The organism is Shinella sp. NM-101, assembly GCF_021401195.1.
Taxonomy (GTDB): domain Bacteria; phylum Pseudomonadota; class Alphaproteobacteria; order Rhizobiales; family Rhizobiaceae; genus Shinella.
The window spans coordinates 182886-207572 of record NZ_JACBFT010000005.1; the positions used below are offsets into that span (position 1 = coordinate 182886).

General features: G+C 67.1%; 22 protein-coding genes. 7 read left to right on the forward strand and 15 right to left on the reverse strand.

All coding sequences use genetic code 11. From position 1 onward, the window contains the following. Positions 1-2: 2 nt before the first annotated feature. Positions 3-1271, reverse strand: a complete 1269-nt coding sequence (cbiE, locus tag L0976_RS12255) for a precorrin-6y C5,15-methyltransferase (decarboxylating) subunit CbiE (protein ID WP_234187551.1) — start codon at positions 1269-1271, stop codon at positions 3-5. Here cbiE and L0976_RS12260 point away from each other — a divergent pair. Beyond that, on the forward strand, positions 1255-2025 hold the full coding sequence (locus tag L0976_RS12260) for a cobalt-precorrin-6A reductase (RefSeq protein ID WP_234187553.1): 771 nt from the start codon (positions 1255-1257) through the stop codon (positions 2023-2025). The two genes, cbiE and L0976_RS12260, sit on opposite strands and share 17 nt — an antisense overlap. Here L0976_RS12260 and L0976_RS12265 read toward each other — a convergent pair. The 6 genes from L0976_RS12265 to L0976_RS12290 all read right to left on the reverse strand — a co-directional run bounded on the left by L0976_RS12265 (position 1989) and on the right by L0976_RS12290 (position 7156). Continuing rightward, the gene (locus L0976_RS12265) at positions 1989-2753 is read right to left on the reverse strand and encodes a precorrin-3B C(17)-methyltransferase (protein ID WP_234187555.1); all 765 of its coding nucleotides are present in this window, start codon (positions 2751-2753) and stop codon (positions 1989-1991) included. The two genes, L0976_RS12260 and L0976_RS12265, sit on opposite strands and share 37 nt — an antisense overlap. Then, positions 2750-3481 carry a precorrin-2 C(20)-methyltransferase gene (locus L0976_RS12270; protein ID WP_203316856.1) on the reverse strand — a complete coding sequence of 244 codons (732 nt, stop codon included), beginning with the start codon at positions 3479-3481 and terminating at the stop codon, positions 2750-2752. Before L0976_RS12270 ends, L0976_RS12265 begins: the two co-directional genes overlap by 4 nt. Further along, positions 3478-4110 carry a precorrin-8X methylmutase gene (locus tag L0976_RS12275; protein ID WP_234187556.1) on the reverse strand — a complete coding sequence of 211 codons (633 nt, stop codon included), beginning with the start codon at positions 4108-4110 and terminating at the stop codon, positions 3478-3480. Before L0976_RS12275 ends, L0976_RS12270 begins: the two co-directional genes overlap by 4 nt. Next, positions 4107-5432: a precorrin-3B synthase gene (gene cobG / locus L0976_RS12280; RefSeq protein ID WP_234187557.1), complete on the reverse strand. Its 1326-nt coding sequence runs from the start codon at positions 5430-5432 to the stop codon at positions 4107-4109. The genes L0976_RS12275 and cobG overlap by 4 nt, the downstream gene beginning before the upstream one ends. After that, on the reverse strand, positions 5429-6202 hold the full coding sequence (gene cobF, locus L0976_RS12285; protein ID WP_234187559.1) for a precorrin-6A synthase (deacetylating): 774 nt from the start codon (positions 6200-6202) through the stop codon (positions 5429-5431). Before cobF ends, cobG begins: the two co-directional genes overlap by 4 nt. 132 nt (positions 6203-6334) lie before the next feature. After that, a complete protein-coding gene (locus L0976_RS12290) occupies positions 6335-7156 on the reverse strand; it encodes a helix-turn-helix domain-containing protein (RefSeq protein ID WP_234187561.1) in 822 nt (273 codons plus the stop codon). A gap of 106 nt (positions 7157-7262) precedes the next feature. Here L0976_RS12290 and L0976_RS12295 point away from each other — a divergent pair, with 106 nt between their 5' ends. Then, on the forward strand, positions 7263-8462 hold the full coding sequence (locus L0976_RS12295) for an MFS transporter (RefSeq protein WP_234187563.1): 1200 nt from the start codon (positions 7263-7265) through the stop codon (positions 8460-8462). Between the two features lie 63 nt (positions 8463-8525). Here L0976_RS12295 and L0976_RS12300 read toward each other — a convergent pair whose 3' ends face one another. Together L0976_RS12300 and L0976_RS12305 are read right to left on the reverse strand one after the other, a co-directional pair. Next, positions 8526-9830 (reverse strand): FAD-binding oxidoreductase, encoded by a 1305-nt coding sequence (locus tag L0976_RS12300; protein ID WP_234187565.1) that lies wholly within the window; start codon positions 9828-9830, stop codon positions 8526-8528. Next, on the reverse strand, positions 9830-11179 hold the full coding sequence (locus L0976_RS12305; protein ID WP_234187567.1) for a glutamine synthetase family protein: 1350 nt from the start codon (positions 11177-11179) through the stop codon (positions 9830-9832). Before L0976_RS12305 ends, L0976_RS12300 begins: the two co-directional genes overlap by 1 nt. 182 nt (positions 11180-11361) lie before the next feature. On the opposite strand from L0976_RS12305, the gene L0976_RS12310 reads away from it, so the two are divergent. Continuing rightward, complete coding sequence (locus tag L0976_RS12310) at positions 11362-12015, forward strand: GntR family transcriptional regulator (protein ID WP_234187740.1); 654 nt, start codon at positions 11362-11364, stop codon at positions 12013-12015. 76 nt (positions 12016-12091) lie between these two features. Then, the gene (locus tag L0976_RS12315; RefSeq protein WP_234187568.1) at positions 12092-13345 is read left to right on the forward strand and encodes an FAD-binding oxidoreductase; all 1254 of its coding nucleotides are present in this window, start codon (positions 12092-12094) and stop codon (positions 13343-13345) included. Between the two features lie 227 nt (positions 13346-13572). On the opposite strand, the gene L0976_RS12320 is transcribed toward L0976_RS12315, so the two are convergent. Then, on the reverse strand, positions 13573-14013 hold the full coding sequence (locus L0976_RS12320) for an Lrp/AsnC family transcriptional regulator (protein ID WP_234187569.1): 441 nt from the start codon (positions 14011-14013) through the stop codon (positions 13573-13575). A gap of 113 nt (positions 14014-14126) precedes the next feature. Here L0976_RS12320 and L0976_RS12325 point away from each other — a divergent pair, with 113 nt between their 5' ends. Continuing rightward, on the forward strand, positions 14127-15227 hold the full coding sequence (locus L0976_RS12325) for a saccharopine dehydrogenase family protein (protein ID WP_234187571.1): 1101 nt from the start codon (positions 14127-14129) through the stop codon (positions 15225-15227). Positions 15228-15376: 149 nt separating this feature from the next. Here L0976_RS12325 and L0976_RS12330 read toward each other — a convergent pair whose 3' ends face one another. The 4 genes from L0976_RS12330 to L0976_RS12345 are packed head-to-tail and all read right to left on the reverse strand — an operon-like array spanning position 15377 to position 20988. Beyond that, positions 15377-16609, reverse strand: a complete 1233-nt coding sequence (locus L0976_RS12330; protein WP_234187573.1) for a pyridoxal phosphate-dependent aminotransferase — start codon at positions 16607-16609, stop codon at positions 15377-15379. Positions 16610-16615: 6 nt separating this feature from the next. Then, complete coding sequence (locus tag L0976_RS12335) at positions 16616-18139, reverse strand: aldehyde dehydrogenase family protein (protein ID WP_234187574.1); 1524 nt, start codon at positions 18137-18139, stop codon at positions 16616-16618. 21 nt (positions 18140-18160) lie between these two features. Beyond that, the gene (locus L0976_RS12340) at positions 18161-19579 is read right to left on the reverse strand and encodes an FAD-binding oxidoreductase (protein WP_234187575.1); all 1419 of its coding nucleotides are present in this window, start codon (positions 19577-19579) and stop codon (positions 18161-18163) included. 11 nt (positions 19580-19590) lie between these two features. Further along, positions 19591-20988: a VOC family protein gene (locus L0976_RS12345; RefSeq protein ID WP_234187577.1), complete on the reverse strand. Its 1398-nt coding sequence runs from the start codon at positions 20986-20988 to the stop codon at positions 19591-19593. A 116-nt stretch (positions 20989-21104) separates the two neighbouring features. Between L0976_RS12345 and L0976_RS12350 the strand changes: the two genes are divergently transcribed. Further along, positions 21105-21998: a LysR family transcriptional regulator gene (locus L0976_RS12350; protein ID WP_234187579.1), complete on the forward strand. Its 894-nt coding sequence runs from the start codon at positions 21105-21107 to the stop codon at positions 21996-21998. Between the two features lie 164 nt (positions 21999-22162). Beyond that, positions 22163-23446 carry an FAD-binding oxidoreductase gene (locus L0976_RS12355; RefSeq protein ID WP_234187580.1) on the forward strand — a complete coding sequence of 428 codons (1284 nt, stop codon included), beginning with the start codon at positions 22163-22165 and terminating at the stop codon, positions 23444-23446. Between the two features lie 167 nt (positions 23447-23613). Here L0976_RS12355 and purU read toward each other — a convergent pair whose 3' ends face one another. After that, the gene (purU, locus tag L0976_RS12360) at positions 23614-24498 is read right to left on the reverse strand and encodes a formyltetrahydrofolate deformylase (protein WP_203316873.1); all 885 of its coding nucleotides are present in this window, start codon (positions 24496-24498) and stop codon (positions 23614-23616) included. Positions 24499-24687: the final 189 nt, after the last annotated feature.

Consider the following 24687-nt stretch of genomic DNA (forward strand, 5'->3'; position numbering starts at 1 on the left):
TGTCATTCCTCGATATGTTTAGCCGGCTTCACCCAGCTCCATTGCGTCACCGGCATGGCCGGCCGCCAGCCGGTCATCCGCCCCACGGGCGAAGCCCGCGCGATGTCGATGCGGATGAGCGACCCGCCGAGCCGGGCGTGATGGGCGAGAAGCACCGCTTCCATTTCCGTCGTCACCGCATTGGCGACGAGCCGTCCGCCGGGCTTGAGCCCCGCAAGCGCCGCGGCCATCACGCCCGCCTCGCTGCCGCCGCCGCCGATGAAGACGGCGTCGGGAGCGGCAAGCCCGGCCAGCGCGCCAGGCGCGGTGCCCTCCACGACGGAAAGCCCCGGCACGCCGAAGCCTCGCGCATTCCGGCGAATGCGGGCGGCACGCTCCGGGGTTCCCTCGACGGCGACGGCGCGCAGCGAGGGATCGGCCAGCATCCACTCGATGCCGATGGAGCCGGAGCCCGCGCCGATGTCCCACAAAAGCTCGCCGCGCCGGGGCGCGAGCGCCGAGAGCGTCAGCGCGCGAACCTCGCGCTTGGTGATCTGGCCGTCATGCTCGAAAAGACTGTCATCGAGCCCCGGCGTATAGGCGAGGATGCGCGCCCCCTCGCCGGCCGCGACCTCCACGGCGCAGACATTCAGCATGTCCGCATCCGCAAGCGCAAGCGCAAGACGGTCGGCCCGATGGCTGCTCACCCGCTCCCGCCCACCGCCAAGCGCCTCCAGCACGGTAAGCTGCGATGCGCCGAATCCGCTTTCGGCCAGCAAGGCCGCGAGCGCGGCCGGGCCGCCACTGTCCGAGGTGAGCGCGAGGATACGGCTGCCGGGATGGAGATGCGGGCGGATGAGGTCGATGGGGCGGCCGTGCAGGGAGACGCAGGCCGTATCCTGCAGCGCCCAGCCCATGCGCGAGGCGGCGAGGCTGAAGGAGGAGGGCGCGGGGAAGACGCGCATTTCCACCCGCGCGATACGGCGCGAGAGCGTGACGCCGACGCCGTAGAAGAAGGGATCGCCCGAGGCGAGCACCACGACGGGACGCCCCCGCGCCGCCAGCACCGCCTCGACGGAGCGCTCGAAGGGGCTGAGCCAGGCGTGCCGTTCGCCGCGGATCGCCGCATCGGCAAGCTCCAGATGCCGCGCGCCGCCGAAGATGAGTTCGGCTGCGGCGATGGCAGACTTGGCCTCGTCGCCGAGACCGGCTAGACCGTCCTCGCCGATACCGACGATGGTGAGCCACGGGGCGGGCAAGGGAGCTGGATCAGGCGTGGACAAGGGACGCATCCTCATACTGGGCGGAACGACGGAGGCCCGCGACCTTGCGGCCCGGCTTGCCGGACGGGCCGATCTCGACGTCACGCTGTCGCTCGCCGGCCGCACGCTCGACCCCGCGCCGCAGCCCGTCCCGGTGCGCAGCGGCGGCTTCGGCGGCGTCGAAGGACTTGCCGCCTATCTCCACGAGGAGGCCGTCGATCTCCTCATCGACGCGACCCACCCCTTCGCAAGGCAGATTTCCGCCAATGCCCGCGCTGCGAGCCACGCCGCCGGCATTCCCCTGCTGCGGCTGGAACGCCTCGGCTGGGAGGAGACGCAGGGCGACCGCTGGACGCGCGTCGCCTCGATCGCCGGGGCCGTCGCGGCGCTGGGCGAAGAGCCGCGCCGCGTCTTCCTCGCCATCGGCCGGCAGGAGGCAAAGGCCTTCGACGCCGCCCCGCAGCATCGCTATCTCGTGCGCAGCGTCGATCCGGTCACCCCGCCGCTGGATGCGCCCGATGTGGAATACCTGCTCGCGCGCGGCCCCTTCGCCGTCGAGGCGGAGGTGGAATTGCTGCAGGACCGCCGCATCGAGGTCATCGTCAGCAAGAATTCCGGCGGCGAGGCCACGCAGGGAAAGATCGTCGCCGCGCGCATCCTCGGCCTGCCGGTCGTTCTGGTCGAACGGGCGGCAGCGGACGATGGCCACCGCGCCGGGACGGTCGGGGAGGCGTTGCGGCTCGCCGATCATCTGCTCGGCGCCTTCAGGAAGCGGGGCGTGTAGACGAGGTCCGGCAGGCCCGGGCGCGCGATGACGCGGGTCTCCGGCGAGCCGATGACGACGCAGGTCGCCATGTCGGCGCGCTCGGCCTCGGCTCCGCCGAGCGGCATCACCAGCATGCGCTCGTCCGGCCGGCCCGCGGCACGGCCGAAGATGACCGGCGTTTGCGCCGGCAGGACTTCCCTCAATATCTCGAAGGCCTTGCCGAGCTGCCACGGCCGCGCCTTGCTGATCGGGTTGTAGAGCGCGATGACGAGGCCGGCCTCTGCGACCATGCTCAGCCGCTTCTCGATGATTTCCCAGGGCTTCAGGTTGTCGGAGAGCGAGATGGCGCAGAAATCGTGGCCGAGCGGCGCGCCGATGCGGGCGGCAACCGCCAGCATGGCGGTGACGCCGGGCACCACGACGAGATCGACGGACTTCCACTCCTCCGGCCCGGCATCGATGGCCTCGCAGACCGCCGCGGCCATGGCGAAGACGCCGGGATCGCCGCCCGAGACGACGCAGACAGTCACGCCCGCCGCGGCCCGCGCCAGCGCCGCCTCGGCGCGGTTCAGCTCCTCGCGGTTGTCCGAGGCGACCTTGACCTGGTCCGGCCGGAGATTCAGCCGGTCGATATAGGGAAAATAGCCAAAGAACTCGGCCGAGGCCTCGACCGCGCGACGCGCCTCGGGCGTCATCTGGTCCGGATTGCCGGGGCCGGTGCCGATCACATACAGCCGGCCGGTCATGAACGGCCACTCCAGCCGGGCACGAGCACCAGCGAGAAATAGGGCGCGGTATCGTCGAGCTTTTCCGAGAGACGCATGGACTTGCCGGCCGGCGTGGTGCCGCGCTCGACATAGACCGCTTCGCCGAGCCGGCCGGCACTGGAAAGCGCCCGGCGGATCTTCGGCAGGTTGCGGCCGACCTTCATGATCACGGCCGCCTGGGTATCCACCAGCCGGCGCGACAATTGCTCCTCGCCCATCGTGCCCGGCAGGACGGAGAGCACGTCGTCGCCCTGCACGATCGGCAGGCCGGAGAGCGACCAGCAGCCGGACATGGCGGTGATGCCGGGAATGACCTCCGTCGGGAAGCGGCCGGCAAGGCGCACATGCAGGTGCATGTAGGAGCCGTAGAACATCGGGTCGCCTTCGGACAGGATCGCGACCGTGCGGCCGGCGCCAAGATGCTCGGCGACCGCCGCGGCGGAGGCGTCATAGAAGGCCGTGATCTGGCTCTTGTAGTCGTCGTGCTCCTTCTCGATCTCGACCGTGACGGGATAGTAGAGCGGAAGCTCGACCATGCCCGGCTTGAGCAGGCCCTCGACGATGGTGCGCCCGTTGCCCGGCCGGCCGGCCTTGGCGAAGTAGGCAAGCACATCGGCCTCGCCGATGGCGCGCACGGCCTTCAGCGTCAGGAGTTCCGGGTCGCCCGGGCCGGTGCCCACGCCGTAAAGTCGTCCCGTCATGGTCATACTCCCGGCCTTGCCAGCGAATTGAGGGCGGCGGCCGTCATGGCGCTGCCGCCGAGGCGGCCGCGGACGATGGCAAAGGGCACGCCGTAGGCATTCTCCGCCAGCGCGTCCTTCGATTCCGCCGCGCCGACGAATCCGACCGGCATGCCGAGGATCGCCGCCGGCTTCGGCGCGCCGTCGCGCAGGAGTTCGAGCAGGTAGAAGAGGGCCGTCGGCGCATTGCCGATGGCGACGACCGAGCCGGCCATGCGCTCCAGCCAGAGGCGAATGGCGGCGGCCGAGCGGCTGTTGCCGATCTCCCTGGCGATGTCTGGCGTGCGCGGATCGCGCAGCGTGCAGATCACGTCGTTCTCCGCCGGCAGGCGGGCGGCGGTGACGCCGCGGGCGACCATTTCGGCATCGCAGAAGATCGGCGCGCCGGCCTGAAGCGCGGCGCGGGCCGCGCCCACGAAGTCCGGCGAGAAGACGAAATGCGCCGCCGCCTCGACGAGGCCGGCGGCATGGATCATCCGCACGGCGACATCGGCTTCCGCCTCGGAGAAGCGCGAAAGATCCGCCTCGGCGCGGATGATCGCGAAGGATTTCTCATAGATGGCCGTACCATCCTTGATGTAGTCGTACTGTGTCATTGCTGGCCTTGATATGCGGAAACGAGTGTAGCGGGCGCCGTGCGGTCGAGAAGGTTCCTCGCCGTCTCGCCCTCCATGCGGCGCGCGCTGAGGAGGGTGCCGAGGCGCTGGATCGCCGGCTTGAGGTCGCCGGCAGGCAGCGTGGCGGCAGGGGCGTCGCTTGCCCGTCCCCCAAGGACGAGACCGACGCCGGCGGCCGTGCCGCATAGTGTGACGGCGGCGCGCGCCGGATGGGCGCAGCCCTTCGGGCAGCCGGAAATGTGCACGTCGATCGAGCCGTCCAGCAGGCCTCCCGCCGCCGCCACCACGGCGTCGGCCGCCGCATGGGTATCGAAGCGCGCCGAGGCGCATCCGGCGGCACCGGCGCAGATCGAAACGGCCCGGCCGGGGGCGGTCTGCGTGCACCAGAAGCCTTCGCGGACCGCACAGGCCTGCGCAGCCACAAGCGCGTCTTCGGAAAGGCCGCGCACCAGAAGCGTCCGGTGCGGTGCGAGGCGGAATTCGAAAGCGCCGCAGGCGGCAAGGCCCTTGACGAGGGCGGCAAGCCTGTCGGCATGCACCTGGCCATAGGCGGGCGCAACGCCGAGCAGGCTTTCCCCGAAGATGCGGTGAATGCCGAGCGGATGGTGCGAAACAGCATCCTCGGCGGCGGGTTGCGAAACAGTGCCGAACCGTGCGGCAAGCGCCGCAGCGTCGAGATCGCGCCCCCGGGCGGCCGAGCCGAGCGCGGCAAGGGCAGAAACAACGGCCATCGCGCCATCGATGACGCGATCCGCCGCAAGCACCGCGACCGGCCGCGCCGTCTGCCGGTCGCCGCCGACCGAAAGCCGCCATGCCGAACCATCGGCCAGCGCATCGAGCCGAATATCGGCGACCATGTCGGCAAGGGAAAGCACGCCGCCGCCATCGACGACGATAGCAAGCTTTGGCGCAAGCGCGAGCGATGCCGCCGCGATGGCCTTGCGCAGATCATTGGCGACAGGCGTCGCATCGGCGGTCTCGGAGGGATCGATGCCGGACAGCGGCGGGATCTCGATGGCGACACCCGTCTGCGGCACGATGCCGGCGGCGGAAAGCCCGGCGGCAAGGCGCGGCACCGAGGCCTCCGTCAGGCCGCGAAGCTGGAGATTGCCGCGGGCGGTGATCTCGATGAGGCCGTTGCCGTGTTCGCGGGCGAGGCCGGCAAGCGCGAGCAGGTCTTCGCCCGTCAACGCCGCAGCGGCCGGGCGCAGGCGCACGAGCAGGCCGTCGCCGGTCTGCATCGGCGCGGAAAGCGACGGGCAGGCGCCGCGGCGCAGGGTGTCCGGTGTGAAGGCCGTCATGCCGCGTCCTCCTCGCCGGCCGGGCGGCGGATCAGGTAGGTGTCCATGATCCAGCCGTGCTCCGCGCGCGCCTTGGCCCGGGTTTGCGTGATGGTCTCGGCCATGTCGGCGAGCCGGCCGGAGAGGAGGATTTCGTGCGGCGTGCCGAGATAGGCGCCCCACCAGATCTCCGCTTCAGGGTCCGTTACCGTGCGGAAGGCCTGCACGCCGTCGAGCATGACGAGCGCATCGCGGGAAGATTGCGGCCAGCCCTCGGCAAGGCGGCGGCCGGTGGTGATCTCGACGGGCAGGCCGATGCGGTTGAGTGCGATGCCGTGACCCGCGCACAGCGCCTGCACGCTGGTGATGCCGGGAATGACCTCCGTCTCGAAGGCGACGCGGCCGGCGGTGCGCACATGCCCGACGATCCGCAGCGTGCTGTCGTAGAGCATCGGATCGCCCCAGACGAGGAGACCGAGCGCCTGGTCCTCGCCGAGCTCGTCAAGCAGCGTGCGCTCGTAGATGCCGGCGATGGCGCGGTGCCAGTCGTGGACGCCGTCCTCGTAGGACCCGTCGGCGCGGCGCACCGGCACGGCATAGTCGAGGATGCGGCAGGCGGGGTTTTCGAGGAAACGGTCGCAGATCTCGCGGCGCACCTCGGCAAGGTAGGCCTTTTCCGTGCCCTTGGTCGGGATGAGCAGCACATCCGCCCGGTTCAGCGCCTTGATGGCCTGAACGGTCATGTGCTCGGGATTGCCCGCGCCGATCCCGATGACCAGTATCTTTCTCAACGTCCGTCTCCCGTGCGGCTGGCGCTCCCGGTTCGCGGCCCGACTTGGGTCCCGCACCCTTTCCTAATCCCAAATGCCGGCGGAAAACAGTCCCCGGATCGCGTCCTTTGCCGGTCTTTTTGAGACGCGGGCTCACGCGGCCTTGCGGCTCGTCAGGTAGGCGCGCGGCGAGGCGCCCAACATGCGCTTGAACATGGTGGTGAAGGCCGGCACGCTCTCATAGCCGGCATCGAGGGCGACGCGCGTCACCGGTTCTCCGGCGGCAAGGCGCGGCAGGCAGGCGAAGAGGCAGGCCTGCTGGCGCCAGGTGACGAAGCTGATGCCCATTTCCTGCCGGAAGAAGCGCGTGAAGGTGCGCCGGCTCATGTTGAGCCGCCTTGCCCAGTCGTCGATCTTCGCCGTGGGCGATGGCTGGTCGACGAAGTCCCGGCAGAGGCCGGCAAGCCGGCCGCTCACCGGAAAGGGCAGGCCCAGCCGGCGCTCCGGCAGGCGGCCGATCTCGTCGATGAGGAGCGCCATGATCAGCTCCGCCCGCGCATGCTCCTCCGCCAGCGCGCCCTTGCGCACGGCCTCGGCGATGAGCTGGCGCGCGAGGTCCGTCACCTCCAGGACGGTCGGCTCCAGCGAGGCCGCCCTTCCGACCGGCGAATAGATATAGACCGAACGCATGCTGACATCGCTGTACATCTCGACGGAATGCTCCAGCCCGCGGGGAATGAGCAGGGCATGGCCGGGCGGGATCATCCAGCGGCCGCGATCGGTCGCCACCAGCACGACGCCCGAGAAGACGCAGAGGAACTGCGTGCGGCGATGACGGTGCCGCGGCACGATATAGCCACCCGGAATCTCCGAGCTGTGGACGAGAATGTCCTCGTTCGACTGCTCCATGCGGGCGAGGTTGCTGATGTGGTCGGCATCCAGCGCTTTCAGCCGTGCGGCGTTGAGTTTTTCCATCTTTGGCCCAATCGCGTAAGAAATGGACCTCACCACAAAAGCAGGCCGCCGGCAATACTTGTATTTCAGCAAAAACGCCAAGCTGGCGGTTCATTTCGAGGCCCATATGTCGACTGTCGTTCCCGCGGCGCCGCGCGGCGCTGCCACTGCCACCTATTCCATCATCGTCGCCGTCAGCGCGTGCCACATGCTGAACGACATCATGCAGTCGCTGCTGACGTCGCTCTATCCGCTCCTCAAGGAGAACTATGCGCTCGACTTCGTGCAGATCGGCCTTTTGACCATGGCCTTCCAGGTGACGGCCTCGCTGCTGCAGCCGGCCGTCGGCATCGTGACGGACCGCTGGCCGATGCCCTTCTCGCTGCCGGTCGGCATGGGCAGCACCTTCGTCGGGCTGATCATGCTCGCCTATGCGCATTCCTTCCCGGTGCTCGTCCTCGGTGCCTGCCTGATCGGCCTCGGCTCGGCGATCTTCCACCCGGAATCGTCGCGCGTCGCGCGCCTCGCCTCCGGCGGGCGGCACGGCCTGGCACAGTCGATGTTCCAGGTCGGCGGCAATGCCGGCACGGCGCTCGGCCCGCTGCTGGCCGCCTTCATCGTGCTGCCCTTCGGCCAGTCGAGCGTCGCCTGGTTCTCGGCGGTCGCCCTTCTCGGCATGGTCATCCTCACCTGGGTCGGCAACTGGTATGCCGGCGAGCGCCGCCTTGCGGCCGGCCGCCCGGCCGCCAGCCGCGCGCTGCCGCTGCCGCGCGGCAGGGTCGCCTGGGCGCTGGCCGTCCTCGTCCTCCTGACGACGACGAAGAACGCCTATCTCGCCAGCATTTCCAGCTACTTCACCTTCTATACGATCGACCGCTTCGGCCTCGACGTGCAGCAGGCGCAGCTCATGCTGTTCCTCTTCCTCGGCGCTTCCGCGCTCGGCGTCTTCATGGGCGGCCCGATCGGCGACCGGCTCGGCACGCGCTTCGTCATCTGGTTCTCGATCCTCGGCGTCATCCCGTTCGCGCTGATGCTGCCCTATGCGAACCTCTTCTGGACGGGTGTGCTGACGGTGCTGATCGGCCTGATCTTCTCGTCGGCCTTCTCCGCCATCGTCGTCTTCGCGCAGGAACTGATACCGGGCCGCGTCGGCATGATCGCCGGCATCTTCTTCGGCTTCGCCTTCGGCGCGGGCGGCCTCGGCGCGGCCCTGCTCGGCGGCGTCGCCGACAGCCACGGCATCGAGTTCGTCTACAAGATCTGCTCCTACATGCCGCTCCTCGGCATCCTCACCATCTTCCTGCCGCGCCTGCCGGCAAAGCACTGAAACCCCCCACCTCAAAAGCAAACGCCCGGCGAGAGCCGGGCGTTTTCGTTTCGGGCGGCGTTGTCAGAGCCCGAAGGCGTCCTTGAACTGATACCACCAGGAGCCGATGGTGGAATATTGCGCGCGGAACATGCGCCCGCCGGGGAAGGGGATCCACGGCAGCTTCTCGAACTGGCTGAAGCGCGACAGGTCGCCGTCGATCGCCTCGCTGAGGATCCTGCCGAAGAGATGCGAGCCGGTGACGCCGTGGCCGCTGTAGCCATGGGCGAAATAGGTGTTTTTGCCGATCTTGCCCATCTGCGGCACGCGCGAGAAGGAAAGCGCGAAATTGCCGCTCCAGGCATAGTCGATCTTCACGCCCTTGAGCGACGGGAAGACCTTTTCCATGTTCGGCCGGATCTTGGCGCGCACATCCGCCGGATCGGTGCCGCCATAGACGGTGCCGCCGCCGAAGATCATGCGCTTGTCGGCCGAAAGACGGAAATAATCGAGGATGTAGCGCACGTCCTCCACGCACATGTCGCTCGGGATCAGCGCGTCGGCGCGCGCGCCGAGCGGTTCGGTGGCGATCATCTGCGTCGAGACCGGCATGACGCGCGAGACGAGCTTCGGCACGACGTGGCCGAGATAGGCATTGCCGCAGAGCACGGCGACATTAGCCGTGACGCTCCCCTTTTCCGTATGGATGACGGGCTTTTCCGCCTCGTGCTCGACGCGGATGACGGGCGACTGCTCGTAGATCACGCCGCCGAGCGTCTCCAGTGCCTTCGCCTCGCCGAGGGTGAGGTTGAGCGGATGCAAGTGGCCGCCGGTCGTGTCCAGCATGCCGCCGATATAGGCGTCGGTGTCCACCAGCTTTCGCATGGCTGCCTTGTCCAGCATCTGGTGGTCGTCCATGCCGTAGCTCTTCCACAGCGCCTTCTTGTGCTCCAGCTCCTTCATGTGGGCGGGCGTGTAGGCGGCGTAGATGCTGCCGTTCTTCAGGTCGCAGTCGATCTCGTATTGCGAGACGAGACGGCGGATGATCCTGCCGCCTTCCTGCACCAGGCTGCCGACGAAGGCGCCGGCCTGGTCGCCGTAGCGGCGCTTGATCGTGTCGAGGCTGGCATTGAGGCCGTTGACGACCTGGCCGCCATTGCGCCCGGAGGCGCCCCAGCCGATGCCCGCGCCTTCCACCATCACGACCTTGTAGCCCTTTTCGGCGAGGTGGATGGCGGTGGAAAGACCGGAATAGCCGGCGCCGAGCACGGCGACGTCGGCCGTGACCGCGCCCTCCAGCACCTTCGGCGTGCGGATGATGTTGCGGGAAGCGGCGTAGTAGCTGTCGGGATAGGCGCCGTTGCCGGCATAGGAAGCTTTGTTGGCCATCAGACGATTTCCAGATAGGCGCTGAATTCGAAGTCGGTGACCTGTTCGGCAAAACCGGCGATTTCCTGCCGCTTGCAGGCGATCATCATGGAGCGGAGGTCCTGGTCGAAGATTTCCGAGATGATCGAGCCGTTCTCGAAGGCGGTCACGGCCGAGCCCCATTCGCTGGGGATGCGCGGCAGTTGCGAGAGATAGGCCCGGCCCGAAACGGGCTTCGGCGGCTCCCATTTGTTGCGGATGCCGACAAGGGCGGCCCCGAGGATGCCGGCCATGACCAGATAGGGGTTGGCATCGGCGCCGGCGACGCGGTGCTCGATGCGCCGCGCCTTGTTGTCGCCTCCGGGGATGCGGATCGCCGCGGTGCGGTTCTCGTAGCCCCAGGAGATCGAGGTCGGGGCGTGGGTATCGGGGCGGAGGCGCCGGTAGGAATTGTAGTGCGGGGCGAAGAGCAGGGTCGATTCCGCCATTCCGCGCGTCAGGCCCGCCACGGCATGCTTCATGATCGCCGACCCCTCGGGCGTGCCGTCGTCGAAGACGTTGTTGCCGTCCTCGTCGATCACCGAGAAATGCATGTGCATGCCGCTGCCCGAGCGCATGCCGTAGGGCTTGGCCATGAAGGTGGCGGCAAAGCCATGCTTGCGCGCGACGCCCTTGATGATGCGCTTGAAGAACAGCGCGTCGTCCGCCGCCTTCAGCGGATCGTCGGAATGGACGAGGTTGATCTCGAACTGGCCGATGCCGTTTTCCGCCACCGCCGAATCCGCCGGCACGTTCTGCCGCTCGCATTCCGCATAGACGTCGGAGAAGAACTGGCCGAAGTCGTCGAGCTCGTCGATGGAGAGGATCGCGTCGGAATCGAGGCGCTTGCCGGTATAGGGCGAGATCGGCGGCTCGGCATGGTCGGGCTCGGCGTCGATCAGGTAGAATTCCATCTCCGAGGCGACGACGGGACGAAGGCCGAGTTCGTTGTACTGCCGCACGATATGGGCGAGCGCCTGGCGCGGATCGGCAAGGAAGGGTTCGCCGCTCTCCTTGAACAGCCACAGCGGCACGACGGCGGAGGGCTTCAGCGTCCAGCTCACGGGCAGCGCGCCGCGGCCGGTCGCCGCGCAGATGCCGTCCATGTCGCCCGAGGCGAAGACGTGGCTGGAGCCGACGATGTCCTCGCCCCACACGTCGACGCCGACGATGGAAAGCGGCATGCGGATGCCGCCCTTCAGCACCTTCTGCGCCTGCCCGACGGGCACGCGCTTGCCCCGCAGGATGCCGTTGAGGTCGCAGACGACGGCCTGGATGCTTTCCACGCCGTCGGCATTGATGAGCCAGTCGGAATCGTCGTTCGGCGTCATGATCCCCTCATTCCATATCACATAATTATTTTTGTGATCACATTTTCAAGATATGCACACTTTTTTGTCATGGGTCAAGCTGCTAGAACCTGTCACAAGGCATAGGATGGCAATCGACAGCCTGTCACAGGAGGGATGGATTGGGCAACTTGGCGCTTGAGCCGCTGGAGCGGCCGGAAGGCATGACGACGCATGAATATGCGCATCGGCGCCTGCGCCAGGCGATCATGGTGGGCTCGATCCGGCCGGGCGAGGCGCTGACCATCCGCGGCATCGCCGAGGCGATGGAGAGCAGCCCCACGCCGGTGCGCGAGGCCTTGCGGCGGCTTTCCTCCGAGGGCGCGCTGCGCGTGCTCGACAACCGCCGCATCATGGTGCCGCGCATGACGGCGGACCGGTTCAGCGAGCTCATCTCGCTGCGTGCCGTCCTCGAGCAGCACGCCGCCCGCCGCGCCGTCCCGCACATTACCGAACGCCGCATCGACCGTCTCGCCGAGATCGACAAGGCGCAGGACGAGGCGATCTCGCGCAAGGACGACGCGACCGCGCTGCTGCTGAACCAGGAATTCCATCGCACGCTATACACCGCCAATCCCGAGCAGGTGATCATGCCGATGGTCGAGAGCGTCTGGCTTCAGCTCGGCCCGTTCCTCGGCATCGCCATGGAGCACGTCGCCCAGCTCTATGTCGTCGACCGACACCAGGAGGCGATCGCGGCCCTGCGCAAGCGCGACGAGGACGCCGTGGCCGCCGCGATCCGCGCCGACATCTCTGAGGGCATCGGCGGCTTCGAGCGCGCGGCCATCGAGAACCTGCTGCGGCTCGCCGGCCAGTAGCCGCGTGCGGGGTGTTGCCTTGCGCAAAACGCCCATGCATTGATGGGCACGGCAGATTCTCCCTTGGGGCATTAAGATGAAGACGGATGTCATTGTTCTCGGCGCGGGCGTTGTCGGCATTTCGGCGGCGATCCATCTGGCGCGGCGCGGCAAGTCGGTGGTGCTGGTCGACCGCCGGGGCGTTGCCGAGGAGACCTCCTACGGCAATGCCGGCCTCATCCAGCGCGAGGGCGTCTATCCCTACGGCTTCCCGCACGATTTCGGCGCGCTCTTCCGCTACGCGCTGAACAACACGATCGACGCGCATTACCACCCCTCGGCGATCCCCGGCATCATCCCCTTCCTCGCCCGCTACTGGTGGCATTCCGGCTTCCGCCAGCACCAGAGCATCGCCCATCTCTATGCCCCGCTCATCGAGCATTCGATCAGCGAGCACGCCGACCTGATCGCCGCCTCCGGCGCCGACGACCTCATCCGCAAGGACGGCTGGATGAAGGTCTTTCGCACGGAGAAGACGCGCGACGCGGCCTATGCGGAGGCGGAAAAGCTCTCGGCCAATTTCGGCGTCAACCACCAGAAGCTGACGACCGCCGAGGTCGCCGCCGCCGAGCCGCATATCCGCGCAGACCTGACCGGCGGGCTGCGCTGGACCGACCCGTGGTCGATCCGCGACCCGCAGAGCCTGCTGAAGCGCTATCTCGCCTATTTCCAGTCGCTCGGCGGTGCGCTGAAATCGGGCGATGCGGCAACCATCGAGCATGTGCTGGAAGGCGAGGGCTGGCGCATCGCGACGCCCGAAGGCCCGCTGGAGGCGAAGGACGTCGTCGTGGCGCTCGGCCCCTGGGCCGATACGGTGACGCGCAAGCTCGGCTACCATTTCCCCCTCGCCGTCAAGCGCGGCTATCACATGCACTACGGCGCGGCGGAAGGCGCGACGCTCAACAACTGGGTGCTCGACGCCGAGCGCGGCTATTTCCTCGCGCCCATGCTGCGCGGCATCCGCCTCACCACCGGCGCGGAATTTGCCAAGCGCGACGCGCGCAAGACGCCGGTGCAGCTCCGCCGCGCCGAAAAGGTGGCGCGCGAATTCTTCCCGCTCGCCGAACGCCGCGACGAGGAACCCTGGATGGGCGCCCGCCCCTGCACGCCGGACATGATGCCGGTCATCGGCAAGGCCCCGCGCCACGCCGGCCTCTGGTTCGCCTTCGGCCACGCCCACCACGGCATGACCCTCGGCCCCGTCACCGGCCGCGTCCTGGCGGAGAAGATGCTCGGCGAGCGGACGACGATCAATATCGGGCCGTACCGGCCGGAGCGGTTCATCGCTTGAAGTGAGTATCCCCTGGATACGGTGACGCCGGCAGCACCCACCGTCGTCATCCTCGGGCTTGACCCGAGGATCATACCCCGAACTCTCACCTGCCGCGTGGGTGGATCCTCGGGTCAAGCCCGAGGATGACGACGGAGAGGGGGATGCAGAAAATCGTAGGCTGAGACGGCTGAGCGATGACAGCCTCTTGATAGCGCTCCCCCCGTCATCCGCTCCACACCCCTCGCCTACCGCCTGATCCGCGTCGACAGGATGATCGAGGACAGCGTGCGCTCCACGCCGTCGATGACACCGATGCGGTCGATCAGGTGGTCCAGCTCCGCAATCGACGCGGCCTCGACCACGGCGATGAGGTCGAAACTGCCGCTGACCGAGTGCAGCGTGCGCACGGCGGAGATGGCGTGCAGCTCCGTCGTGATGCGCGCGAGCGTCTTCGGCGCGATGGTGATCAGCACATGCGCCTTCACCATGCCGCTCTCATAGGCGTCGGAGAGCTTCACGCCGTAGCCGGCGATCACCCCGTCGCGCTCCAGCCGGTCGATCTTCGCCTGCACGGTCGTGCGCGACAGGCCCAGCTTGCGGGCAATGGTCGCGGTCTGCTCGCGGGCGTTCTCGCTGAGGATGGAGAGAAGCTCGCGATCCTTGAGGGCTAGCGTCGAAATGCTCATTTTTACCGTCATTCTGCCGATACCGATAACGCATTATGCCAGATACGGCGCTTTAAATCGACAGGTCCTGCCCTCAAAATAGACGCATCAATTCATGCCGGAGGGAAATCAACATGAAGGACATCGTCGTCATCGGCGCAGGCAAGATCGGCTCGACCATCGCGCGCATGCTGGCCCATAGCGGGGACTACCGCGTCACCGTCGCCGACCGCTCGGACGAGCAGCTCGCCGCCATCGAGCGCCACGCCGCCGTTTCGACCGCCGTCGTCGACATCGCCGACGCCGGCGCCATGAAGGCGCTGCTTACCGGCAAGTTCGCCGTTCTCTCCGCCGCGCCCTACCACCTCACCGTCGCCATCGCCGAGGCCGCTGCCGCTGCCGGCGTGCACTATCTCGACCTTACGGAAGACGTCGAATCCACCCGCCAGGTCAAGCGCATCGCCGCCAACGCCAAGACGGCCTTCATCCCGCAGTGCGGCCTCGCCCCGGGCTTCATCTCCATCGTCGCCAACGACCTCGCCAGCCGCTTCGACACGCTCGAAAGCGTGCGCATGCGTGTCGGCGCGCTGCCGCAGTACCCGTCCAACGCCCTCAACTACAACCTGACCTGGAGCACGGACGGCGTCATCAACGAATATATCGAGCCCTGCGAAGCCATCGTCGAAGGCGCGCTGATCGAGGTGCCGGCGCTTGAAGAGCGCGAGGAGTTCTCGCTCGACGGCGTGACCTACGAGGCCTTCAACACCTCGGGCGGCCTCGGCACGCTCTGCGAATCGCTGAAGGGCAAGGTCCGCACCCTGAACTACAAGACGATCCGCTATCCGGGCCACGCCGCCATCATGAAGGCGCTGCTGAACGACCTGGGTCTGCGCCACCGTCGCGAAGTCCTGAAGGACATCTTCGAAAACGCCCTGCCGACCACCACGCAGGACGTCGTCATCATCTTCGTGACCGTTTCCGGCCGCAAGGGCGGCCGCCTGATCCAGGAAACCTACGCCAACAAGGTCTACAGCGCCCCGGTCGCCGGCGTGCTGCATTCCGCCATCCAGATCACGACGGCCGGCTCGATCTGCGCCGTGCTCGACATGCTGGCCGATGGCTCGCTGCGTGCCGAAGGCTTCGTCCGCCAGGAAGAAATCGCCCTCGACGCCTTCCTCGCCAACCGCTTCGGCCATTACTACGCCCAGGAACACCACGGCGCCCGCGCCGCCTGATCCTGTCCCCTTTCAGCGCCCCGGCAGGAACCGGGGCGTTGTCGCATCTGTGGCCTGGCCGCGGGGAAGAGAGAACGCCAAAAGGCGCGGACGATAAAAATGGGGCCTCTTGCGAGGCCCCTTTTCTTTTACCGTACTGATGGCGCAGATCAGGAAAGCCGCGCGCAGGCGTCCGCGATCCGCTTCAGCGCTTCCGTCAGTTCCGCTTCCGACGTGGCGTAGGAGATGCGGAAATAGGGCGAGAGGCCGAAGGCCGAGCCCGGGACGACGGCGACGTGGGCGTCTTCGAGGAGGTAGTCCGTGAAGTCGCTGTCCGCCTCGATGCACTTGCCCTTCGGCGTCACCTTGCCGATCACGCCGGCACAGCCGGAGAAGGTGTAGAACGCGCCCTCCGGCGTTCGGCAGGCAAGGCCGGGAATGGCGTTCAGCGCGGAGACGACGAGGTCGCGGCGATGCTTGAAGCTCGCCTGGCGGTCCTTCAAAAAGTCCTGCGGACCGTTCAGCGCCTCGACCGAGGCGGCCTGGCTGACCGACGACGGGCAGGAGGTCGCCTGGCTCTGGATCACGGCCATGGCCTTGATCAGCGCCTTGGGGCCGCCGGCATAGCCGATGCGCCAGCCGGTCATCGCATAGGCCTTCGAGACGCCGTTGATCGTCAGCGCGCGGCTTTTCAGGCGCGGCTCGATGGCGACCGGGGTCACGAATTTGAAGCCGTCATAGACGATGTGCTCGTACATGTCGTCGACCATCAGCCAGACATGCGGATGGCGCAGCAGCACGTCGAGCAGCGGGCCGTAGTCGGCTTCGCTATAGGCGGCGCCAGACGGGTTGGACGGCGAGTTGAAGAGCACCCAGCGGGTCTTCGGCGTGATCGCCTTTTCGAGCTGCTCGGCCTTCAGGCGGAAGCCGGCTTCCGCGTCGCAGGGGATCAGAACCGGCACGCCGCCGCAGATCTCCACGATATCGGAATAGGACGTCCAGTAAGGCGTCGGGATGATCACCTCGTCGCCCGGATCGACCGTCGCCATGAAGGCGTTGAAGAGGATCTGCTTGGCGCCCGTCGCGACGGTGACTTCGTCGATCGCGTAATCGACGCCGTTCTCGCGGCGGAATTTTTCGCAGATCGCCTTCTTCAGCTCCGGCGTGCCGTCGAGCGCGGTGTACTTGGTATCGCCCCGGTCGATGGCGGCCTTGGCGGCGGCCTTGACGTTGTCGGGCGTGTCGAAGTCGGGCTCGCCGGCACCGAGGATGATGACCGGCAGGCCTTCCTTCTTCATGGCGCTCGCGCGGGCGCCGATCTGCAGGATTTTCGAAACACCGATGGCGGCGATGCGCGAGGCGGGCGTGAAGCCCGCCTCCTCGATCTTGGTCTGGTCGTTCATGGCCGCTTACTCGATATCGAAGGAGACGCCCTGGGCGAGCGGCAGCGCCTTCGAATAGTTCACCGTGTTGGTGGCGCGGCGCATATAGGCCTTCCAGGCGTCGGAGCCGGATTCGCGGCCGCCACCGGTTTCCTTCTCGCCGCCGAACGCGCCGCCGATCTCGGCGCCCGAGGTGCCGATATTGACATTGGCGATGCCGCAGTCCGAACCGTCGGCCGACAGGAAGCGCTCGGCTTCCTGGACGTTGAGCGTGAAGATCGACGAGGAGAGACCGGCCGAAACGGCGTTATGGTCTTCCAGTGCCTTGTCGAAGTCGGAATACTTCATGACATAGAGGATCGGCGCGAAGGTCTCTTCGAGGACCGGGCCGGCCTGCTTCGGCATTTCGACGATGGCGGGCTTGACGTAGTAGGCCGTTTCCTTGCCGGCTTCGGTGACGCGCTCGCCGCCGGTGACGATGCCGCCCTCGGCCTTGGCGGCTTCCAGCGCCTTCTGCATGCCGTCGAAGGCCTGCTTGTCGACCAGCGGGCCGACGAGGGCGGAGGTCTCCAGCGGGTTGCCGACGGAAACGCTGGTATAGGCCTTCTTCAGGCGCGGAACGAGCTGGTCGTAGACGCTGTCATGCACGAAGAGGCGGCGCAGCGTCGTGCAGCGCTGGCCGGCGGTGCCCATGGCGCCGAAGGCGATGGCGCGCAGCGCCATGTCGAGGTCGGCGGACGGGCAGACGATGCCGGCATTGTTGCCGCCGAGCTCGAGGATCGAGCGGGCGAAGCGCTTGGCGAGGCGCGGGCCGACTTCCTTGCCCATGCGGGTGGAGCCGGTGGCCGAGACGAGCGCGACCTTGTGGTTGTCGACGAGGGCTTCGCCGATGGCGCGGTCGCCGATGAGGACCTGCGACAGGTTCGCCGGCGCATCGCCGAAGCGGGCGAGCGCGCGCTCGAAGATGGCCTGCGAGGCTAGCGCCGTCAGCGGGGTCTTTTCCGAGGGCTTCCAGACGATGGCGTTGCCGGCGACGAGCGCCAGAGCGGCGTTCCACGACCAGACGGCGACCGGGAAGTTGAAGGCCGAGATGATGCCGACGACGCCGAGCGGATGCCAGGTTTCCATCATGCGGTGGCCGGGGCGCTCGGTGGCGATGGTGAGGCCGTAGAGCTGGCGGGAAAGACCGACGGCGAAATCGCAGATGTCGATCATTTCCTGCACTTCGCCGAGGCCCTCGGAGGTGATCTTGCCGGCTTCGATGGAAACGAGGCGGCCGAGATCGGCCTTGGCGGCGCGCAGCTCCTCGCCGAGCAGGCGGACCAGCTCGCCGCGCTTGGGCGCCGGAACGAGGCGCCAGGCCTTGAAGGCTTCATGGGCGGCGTCGATGGCCTTGTCGGTGTCAGTGGCCGAAACGGTCTTCAGCTTGCCGATCTCCTCGCCGCTGACGGGGCTGAAGGAGGCCATGTCGCCGCCCTGCCAGGCGGCGCGAGCAACGCCGAGCTTGTCGAGAAGGGCTGCGGTTTCGGTTTTCACGTCGACTTTCGTCATCGGGTATCTCCCTGTTGTCTCTCAGAAGGTGATGGTGCCGAGCGGGCCCGGCGAAGTGATGGTTTTCAACCCGGCCGCAAGCCTGCGGATCTCGTCCGGGGTGTATCTGTCGTAGAAGGCCTGGTTCTTGCGGCCGATGGCATGCTCCGCGGAAAAGCTTCCCTCGAACTGCTCGACCGCGACCGTGAAGACCCATTCGCGCAGGTCCGCCTCGAAATCGGGATCGGCAAGCCGCGGATCGTCCTTCGCGACGACGAGGTTGAAGTGCACGCCGCCATCGCCGATATGGCCGAAGTCGCAGATCGTCACATCCTCGAAGTGATCAGGCATCTCCGCCTTCATATGGGCGAGGAAGGGCATGATGTCACCCCGGCGGAAGGCAAGATCGAAGGCGATCAATCGCCCGCTATGCTTCACGCCCTCGGACAGCGCATGGCGCAATGCCCAGATCTCGTGCGGCGGGCCGACGAAGGCGTCGGCCAGCGGCGCGTCCTCCCGTTCCCAGATCGCGGCCAGCACCTCTTCCAGCACCGCGTCGAGCGGCTGCTCGCCCTCGCGCGGCGGGGTGGAGCGGGAGATTTCCGCAAGGATCACGAAATCCGGCACGATGCCACCCTGGAAGGGATTGCGCAGCGAGGGCACATGATCGAGCGCAGCGCGGACGGCATTGCCGGACATGCCCTCGAAGGCCGAAAGATAGCTGCCGAGCGCATCTTCCATGGCGACCAGCAGGGTCGCGACCTGTTCTTCCGAGGCCGGCACGAGGAGCGCCGTCGCCGACTGTTTCGGTGCGGGCTCCAGGTTCAAGACGCATTCGGTGACGATGCCGAAGGCGCCGGAGGTGCCGATGAAGAGCTGCTTCCAGTCGACGCCGGTATTGTTCTTGCGCAAGCCGGACGAGAGGTCGAGCACAGTGCCCGCCTCGTCGGCGAGAACGACGGTGAGGCCGAGCGTGTTGCGGCGAACATCGCCGTAGCGCAGGAAGCGCGAGCCACCGGTATTCGTCGCGATCATGCCGCCGAGGCGCGGATCGGCGCCAAGGTCGATGGGGAAGAAGAGGCCGGTTTCCTCCAGCCTGCCGTTGAGATCGGAAAGGCGCAGGCCCGCGCCTGCCTTCACCGTGCGGTTGACGCGGTCCAGTTCGAAGGGCGCAGTCAGCCGGTCGAGGCTGAGGATGCCCTGCCGGCCGCTGCCATCAGGCGTCGAGCCGGAAACGAGGCCGGTATTGCCGGATTGCGGCACGAGGGCGATGGCGTTCCGCACGCAGTAGCAAACGACGGCGGAGACCTCGGCGGTCGTCGCCGGGCGGGCGACGAAGGCGGCGCGGCCCTTGTCGTAGCGCGCGCCGGTCTCGTATGCGGCCATGTCGGCGGGCCCGGTGAGAAGACCCTTCTCACCGACGAGGCTTTTCAGCGCTTCGATATGCCCTGCCTCGATCATGCTGGCGTCCATTATTCCGCGGCGGCCGCCATGTTGACGATGCCGAGGCACATTTCAAGCGAGGCGCGCTGGATGCCGGCATAATGCGCGAATTCATCGAGCACCGCGCCGCCGAGATCGCGCTCGAACATCACCTGGTTGGGGCTGGCGACGAAGTCCTGCGTCGCATCGTCGCCGAGGTTCGACTGGAAGATGCCCGCGGCGCTGACCGGCAGGAAGTCCTCGTAGACGATCGGGTCGAACTGGATGAGGCCGGCTTCGATGGCGGTTTCCAGATCGGCGTTGCGGCCGGAGACAGACTTGCCCTTTTCCGTCAGCGAATAGCGGAAATAGCCGAGGCCCGCCTTGCGGATGCCGTCCCAGTCGTCCGGGAAGGCCTTGAAGACGGCGGCGAGCGCCGCTTCGTATTCGCCGGCATTGGAGCCGTCGGCGGCCGGGCGCACGCGGGCGCGCGTCTCGTTCAGCAGGCGGTCGTAGAGCGCGCGGCCCTTCGGCGTCAGCGCCACGCCGCGCTGCTCGGTCTCGCCGAAGCGGGCGGTGTGCGAACCCTCCTGCCAGCGTCCGTCCTCGCCGATGAAGGAGACGGCCTCTTCCAGCGCCTTGAACGAGGTCTGGCGCAGGAGGATCGGGCATTTGCGGGTCGGCGGTCCCTCGACGACGGCCTTCGGGGCGATGCCCTCTTCCGGCATGCGCGCCTGCACCTTGTCGATGTCGAGCGTGCGCGGCGTCAGATGGTTGATGTGCGGCCCCTTGAAGGAGACGACGTCGGCGACCAGGCGGTGTGCGTCATGCAGGCGCCTGTACATGTCGGCGCTGACGATGGCGTGGTCGTGCCAGCGGAAGGTTTCCAGCACTTGCGCGACGAAGCGGGCGGCATCGGCCGCATCGAGACCGCCGTCACGCTCGGCCTTTTCGACCAGCGCGACCGCCTCATCGGTGAAGATCTTTCGCGCGGCCAGAACAGCGGCCGCCTCTTCGCGCAGCGCGGCATCGGCGACGAGGTCGAGGCGCAGCAGCGAGGTGAAGACGCGGAACGGGTTACGGCTGAGGCTTTCCGCGCCGACCGGGCGGAAGGCGGTGGAATGGACCGGCACGCCGGCCGTGGAGAGATCGTAGTAGCCGACCGGGAACATGCCCATGACGGCGAAGACGCGGCGCATCATGGAAAGCTCTGCCGGCGTGCCGAGGCGGATGGCGCCGTGGCGCTCCTCGGAAATGCGCTCCAGCGAATCCGTCGCGTCGAGACGCGCCTTCAGGTGCGGGTCGGCGGCGAGCGTGTCTTCGTTCACATCCGCGACCAGCGACATCAGCGTGCCATAGGCTGGAACCTCGTCGCGATACATGGCGGACATGGCCGAGGAAAAATCCGAGCGGATCTCGTCGGCGCAAATGTACGAATTTGCTTTCATGGGAAGCGGTCTCATCTTACAAGGGTGGGAGGCCCTGTTCATTCTCAAAACGGATAATACCGGATCGTTTCTCAACGCGATCGCGACCGTTCTGACTATGTTGATGCGAGGAAAGAATGAAGCTTAGTCGCAGGCTGATCCCGGACGTCACCACGCTGCAGGCGTTCGAATGTGCTGCCCGCCACGGCAGCTTCACGCAGGCCGCGCACGAGTTGAACCTCACCCAGAGCGCCGTCAGCCGACAGATCAAGGACCTCGAAGAGCAGCTCGGCGTGCTGCTCTTCGAGCGCGTGCGCCAGCGCGTGGTGCTGTCCGACGACGGCCGGCGCTTCCTGCCGGAAGTGCGCAAGCTGCTGCACCAGACGGAAGAGACCATGCTGCGCGCCATGGCGTCTGCCTCCTCCGAGCACAGCCTCGCCATCGCCACGCTGCCGACCTTCGGCAGCCGATGGCTCACCCCGCGCATTCCCGGCTTCCTCGCCGAACATCCCGGCACCATCATCAACATCGCCTCCCGCTCGGCGCCGTTCGATTTCGACGAGGAGAATTTCGACCTCGCGATCCATTACGGCCAGCCCGTCTGGGCGCGCGCGGCCTGCTCCTATCTGTGCAGCGAGGAGATTCTTCCCGCCGCGAACCCCGCGCTTCTGAAGTCCTGGAACCTCTGCGAGCCGAAGGACCTGGAGCAGGCGCCGCTGCTGCACCTTGCCACGCGCCCCAAGCTCTGGGCGCAATGGTTCGAGCTGAACGGCGCATCCGCCGACACGGCCTACCGCGGCCACCGTTTCGACCAGTTCTCCATGGTGATCGAATCGGCCGTCGCGGGCCTCGGCTTCGCGCTGCTGCCCAAATACCTCATCGAGCAGGAGCTTGCGAACGGCCGCCTCGCCGTCGTCTTCGACCGGCCGATGGAGACGGAGAACAGCTATTATCTCGTCGTGCCGGAGGGAAAGCTGGAAAACCCGCTGAGCCAGGCCTTTCGCGCCTGGATCGCCGGGCAGGTGCCCTGACCTGCCCGGCAAGGATACCTGCCGGCCCGGCGTCGCGCAGCCCGGAACAAATTCATCCGCTTCATGCGGGCAAGGCATGACCCGGTTCTGATTTTTTGCTTTAGTGATGACACCGCATCGTCGATGGTGCGACGATCATCCTCCTTCCGAAAAGACAGACCACCATGCTCAACGACCCGCGCTCCCATGGCCTCTGGGAGATGACCGCTCCGCCGGCCCCCGAAACCACCGCTTTCTCCGGCAAGGCGGAGGCGGATGTGGTGATCGTCGGTGGCGGCTATACCGGCTTTTCCACCGCGCTGCACCTTGCCGAGCGCGGCACGCGGGTGATCCTGCTGGAAGGCGCGGAAATCGGCTATGGCGGCTCGGGCCGCAATGTCGGTCTCGTCAATGCCGGCATGTGGGTCATGCCCGACGAACTGCCCGGCGTGCTCGGCGACCTCTATGGCAGCCGCCTGCTGGAGCTTCTCGGCAATGCGCCGCGCCTCGTCTTCGACCTCGTCGGGAAACACGCCATCGACTGCGAGATCAACCCGGCCGGCACGCTGCATTGCGCCGTCGGCCAGTCCGGCTTCGACGAACTCAAGCAGCGCGCCGAGCAATGGGCGCGCCGCGGCGCGCCGGTGCGCCTGCTCGACGCTGCCGAAACGGCCGCGAAGGTCGGCACCGAGGCCTATGCGGGCTCGCTGCTCGACATGCGCGCCGGCACGATCCAGCCGCTCGCCTATGCGCGCGGCCTTGCCCGCGCCGCCATCGCCGCCGGCGCTCATGTCTTCACCGGCAGCCCCGTGACGGGCGCCGAGCGGACCGGAAAGCGCTGGACGGTCAACACCCCGCGCGGCTCCGTGACGGCGGACTGGGTGGTGGTCGCCACCAATGCCTATACGGTCGCCCCGTGGAGCGAGGTGCGCGCCGAACTCGTGCACCTTCCCTATTTCAACTTCGCCACCGTGCCGCTGTCGGCGGAGATGCAGGCGAAGATCCTGCCGGAACGGCAGGGCGCCTGGGACACGAAGGAAGTGCTTTCCTCCTTCCGTTTCGACAAGCGCGGCCGGCTGGTCTTCGGCAGCGTCGGGGCGCTGCGCGGCACCGGCGCGGTCATCCACAAGGAGTGGGCGCGCCGCGCCCTGAAGAAACTGTTCCCCGCCATCGGCGACGTCGCCTTCGAGGCCGAATGGTACGGCAAGATCGGCATGACCGCGGACAACCTGCCGCGCTTCCACCGCCTCGGCGAGAACGTCATCGGCTTTTCCGGCTATAACGGCCGCGGCATCGCGCCCGGCACCGTCTTCGGCCGCACCCTCGCCCAGCTCGTCTCCGGCGAGATCGCCGAAATGGACCTGCCCCTGCCGGTCACCGATCCCGAGGCCCAGTCCTTCCGCTCGATGCGCGAAGGCTATTACGAACTCGGCGCCCAGATCGCCCACTTCGCCGGCGCGCGCCTCTAGAGCAATTCCAGCAAAAGTGCGCAGCGGTTTTGCGTCCGGAATTGCATAGAAACAAAAGGATAGAGCATTTTCGCGATTCGAAGAAAAGCGGAAATGCTCTAAGCGCTCCCCGCTCCGCATGAACAGAAAGGCCGGCGTTTCCGCCGGCCTTTGTCATTTGCGCCCTGTCAGCCCATGCGCTCGGAAGCGTAGCTTCCCGGGCTCGGCGGGAAGACGATGGTCTTGTTGCCGTTCATGAAGACGCGGTGATGGATGTGGGCGTGCACCGCGCGGGCGAGCACCTGACTCTCGACGTCCCGGCCGATCGAGACATAGTCCTCGGCCGATTGCGCATGCGTGATGCGCGCGACGTCCTGCTCGATGATCGGGCCCTCGTCGAGGTCCTCGGTGACGTAGTGCGCCGTCGCGCCGATCAGCTTCACGCCGCGCTCGAAGGCCTGCTTGTAGGGGTTCGCCCCCTTGAAGGACGGCAGGAACGAGTGGTGGATGTTGATGATCCGCCCCGACATCTTCTTGCAGACGGCATCCGACAGCACCTGCATGTAGCGGGCCAGCACGATGAGTTCCGCGCCGGACTGCTCGACCACCTCCATCAGCCGCGCCTCGGCCTGCGGCTTGTTGTCCTTCGTCACCTTGATGTGGTGGAAGGGGATGTCGTGGTTGACGATGACCTTCTGGTAGTCGAAGTGGTTGGAGACGACGCCGACGATGTCGATCGGCAGGGCGCCGATCTTCCAGCGGTAGAGCAGGTCGTTGAGGCAATGGCCGAAGCGCGAGACCATCAGCAGCACCTTCATGCGCTCGTCGCTGTCGTTGAAGCGCCAGGTCATGGCGAATTTCTTGGCGACCGGGGCGAAGCCCGACTTGATCTCGTCCTCCGACACGCCCTCCTGGGACAGGAAGGTCAGGCGCATGAAGAACAGGCCCGTTTCCAGGTCGTCGAACTGCGAGGAATCGGAGATGTAACACCCCTTCTCGGCGAGGTAGCCGGTGATCGCAGCGACGATGCCGCGGGTCGATTGGCAGGATACGGTCAGGACGTGGCTTTTCATCGGTTTCAATCTCGCGTTCGGCCGGTGCTGCGGGCAGGCAACGGCGATCCCCTTTTGATGCGGCCGCATTCGCGGCTCGACGCATATTTCAGGCCGCCTGCGGCTGCGCAAGCCCCTGCAATGGCGAGAAGCTACGCCGACCCTTGCAAGGAATCCCTCCGGTTCGCGACATCCAATGCGTCGAAAATG

Bases quoted from the DNA above. Each gene is read 5' to 3' on its own strand.
- L0976_RS12270 (WP_203316856.1), bottom strand. From the start codon at position 3,481: ATGACCATGACGGGACGACTTTACGGCGTGGGCACCGGCCCGGGCGAC.
- L0976_RS12315 (WP_234187568.1), top strand. From the start codon at position 12,092: ATGAAGACGGATGTCATTGTTCTCGGCGCGGGCGTTGTCGGCATTTCG.
- L0976_RS12325 (WP_234187571.1), top strand. From the start codon at position 14,127: ATGAAGGACATCGTCGTCATCGGCGCAGGCAAGATCGGCTCGACCATC.
- L0976_RS12265 (WP_234187555.1), bottom strand. From the start codon at position 2,753: ATGACCGGCCGGCTGTATGTGATCGGCACCGGCCCCGGCAATCCGGAC.
- L0976_RS12275 (WP_234187556.1), bottom strand. From the start codon at position 4,110: ATGACACAGTACGACTACATCAAGGATGGTACGGCCATCTATGAGAAA.
- purU (WP_203316873.1), bottom strand. From the start codon at position 24,498: ATGAAAAGCCACGTCCTGACCGTATCCTGCCAATCGACCCGCGGCATC.
- L0976_RS12295 (WP_234187563.1), top strand. From the start codon at position 7,263: ATGTCGACTGTCGTTCCCGCGGCGCCGCGCGGCGCTGCCACTGCCACC.
- L0976_RS12355 (WP_234187580.1), top strand. From the start codon at position 22,163: ATGCTCAACGACCCGCGCTCCCATGGCCTCTGGGAGATGACCGCTCCG.
- L0976_RS12335 (WP_234187574.1), bottom strand. From the start codon at position 18,139: ATGACGAAAGTCGACGTGAAAACCGAAACCGCAGCCCTTCTCGACAAG.
- L0976_RS12305 (WP_234187567.1), bottom strand. From the start codon at position 11,179: ATGACGCCGAACGACGATTCCGACTGGCTCATCAATGCCGACGGCGTG.
- cbiE (WP_234187551.1), bottom strand. From the start codon at position 1,271: ATGCGTCCCTTGTCCACGCCTGATCCAGCTCCCTTGCCCGCCCCGTGG.
- L0976_RS12310 (WP_234187740.1), top strand. From the start codon at position 11,362: ATGACGACGCATGAATATGCGCATCGGCGCCTGCGCCAGGCGATCATG.
- L0976_RS12290 (WP_234187561.1), bottom strand. From the start codon at position 7,156: ATGGAAAAACTCAACGCCGCACGGCTGAAAGCGCTGGATGCCGACCAC.
- cobG (WP_234187557.1), bottom strand. From the start codon at position 5,432: ATGACGGCCTTCACACCGGACACCCTGCGCCGCGGCGCCTGCCCGTCG.
- L0976_RS12300 (WP_234187565.1), bottom strand. From the start codon at position 9,830: ATGGCCAACAAAGCTTCCTATGCCGGCAACGGCGCCTATCCCGACAGC.
- L0976_RS12320 (WP_234187569.1), bottom strand. From the start codon at position 14,013: ATGAGCATTTCGACGCTAGCCCTCAAGGATCGCGAGCTTCTCTCCATC.
- L0976_RS12330 (WP_234187573.1), bottom strand. From the start codon at position 16,609: ATGAACGACCAGACCAAGATCGAGGAGGCGGGCTTCACGCCCGCCTCG.
- L0976_RS12345 (WP_234187577.1), bottom strand. From the start codon at position 20,988: ATGAAAGCAAATTCGTACATTTGCGCCGACGAGATCCGCTCGGATTTT.
- L0976_RS12350 (WP_234187579.1), top strand. From the start codon at position 21,105: ATGAAGCTTAGTCGCAGGCTGATCCCGGACGTCACCACGCTGCAGGCG.
- L0976_RS12340 (WP_234187575.1), bottom strand. From the start codon at position 19,579: ATGATCGAGGCAGGGCATATCGAAGCGCTGAAAAGCCTCGTCGGTGAG.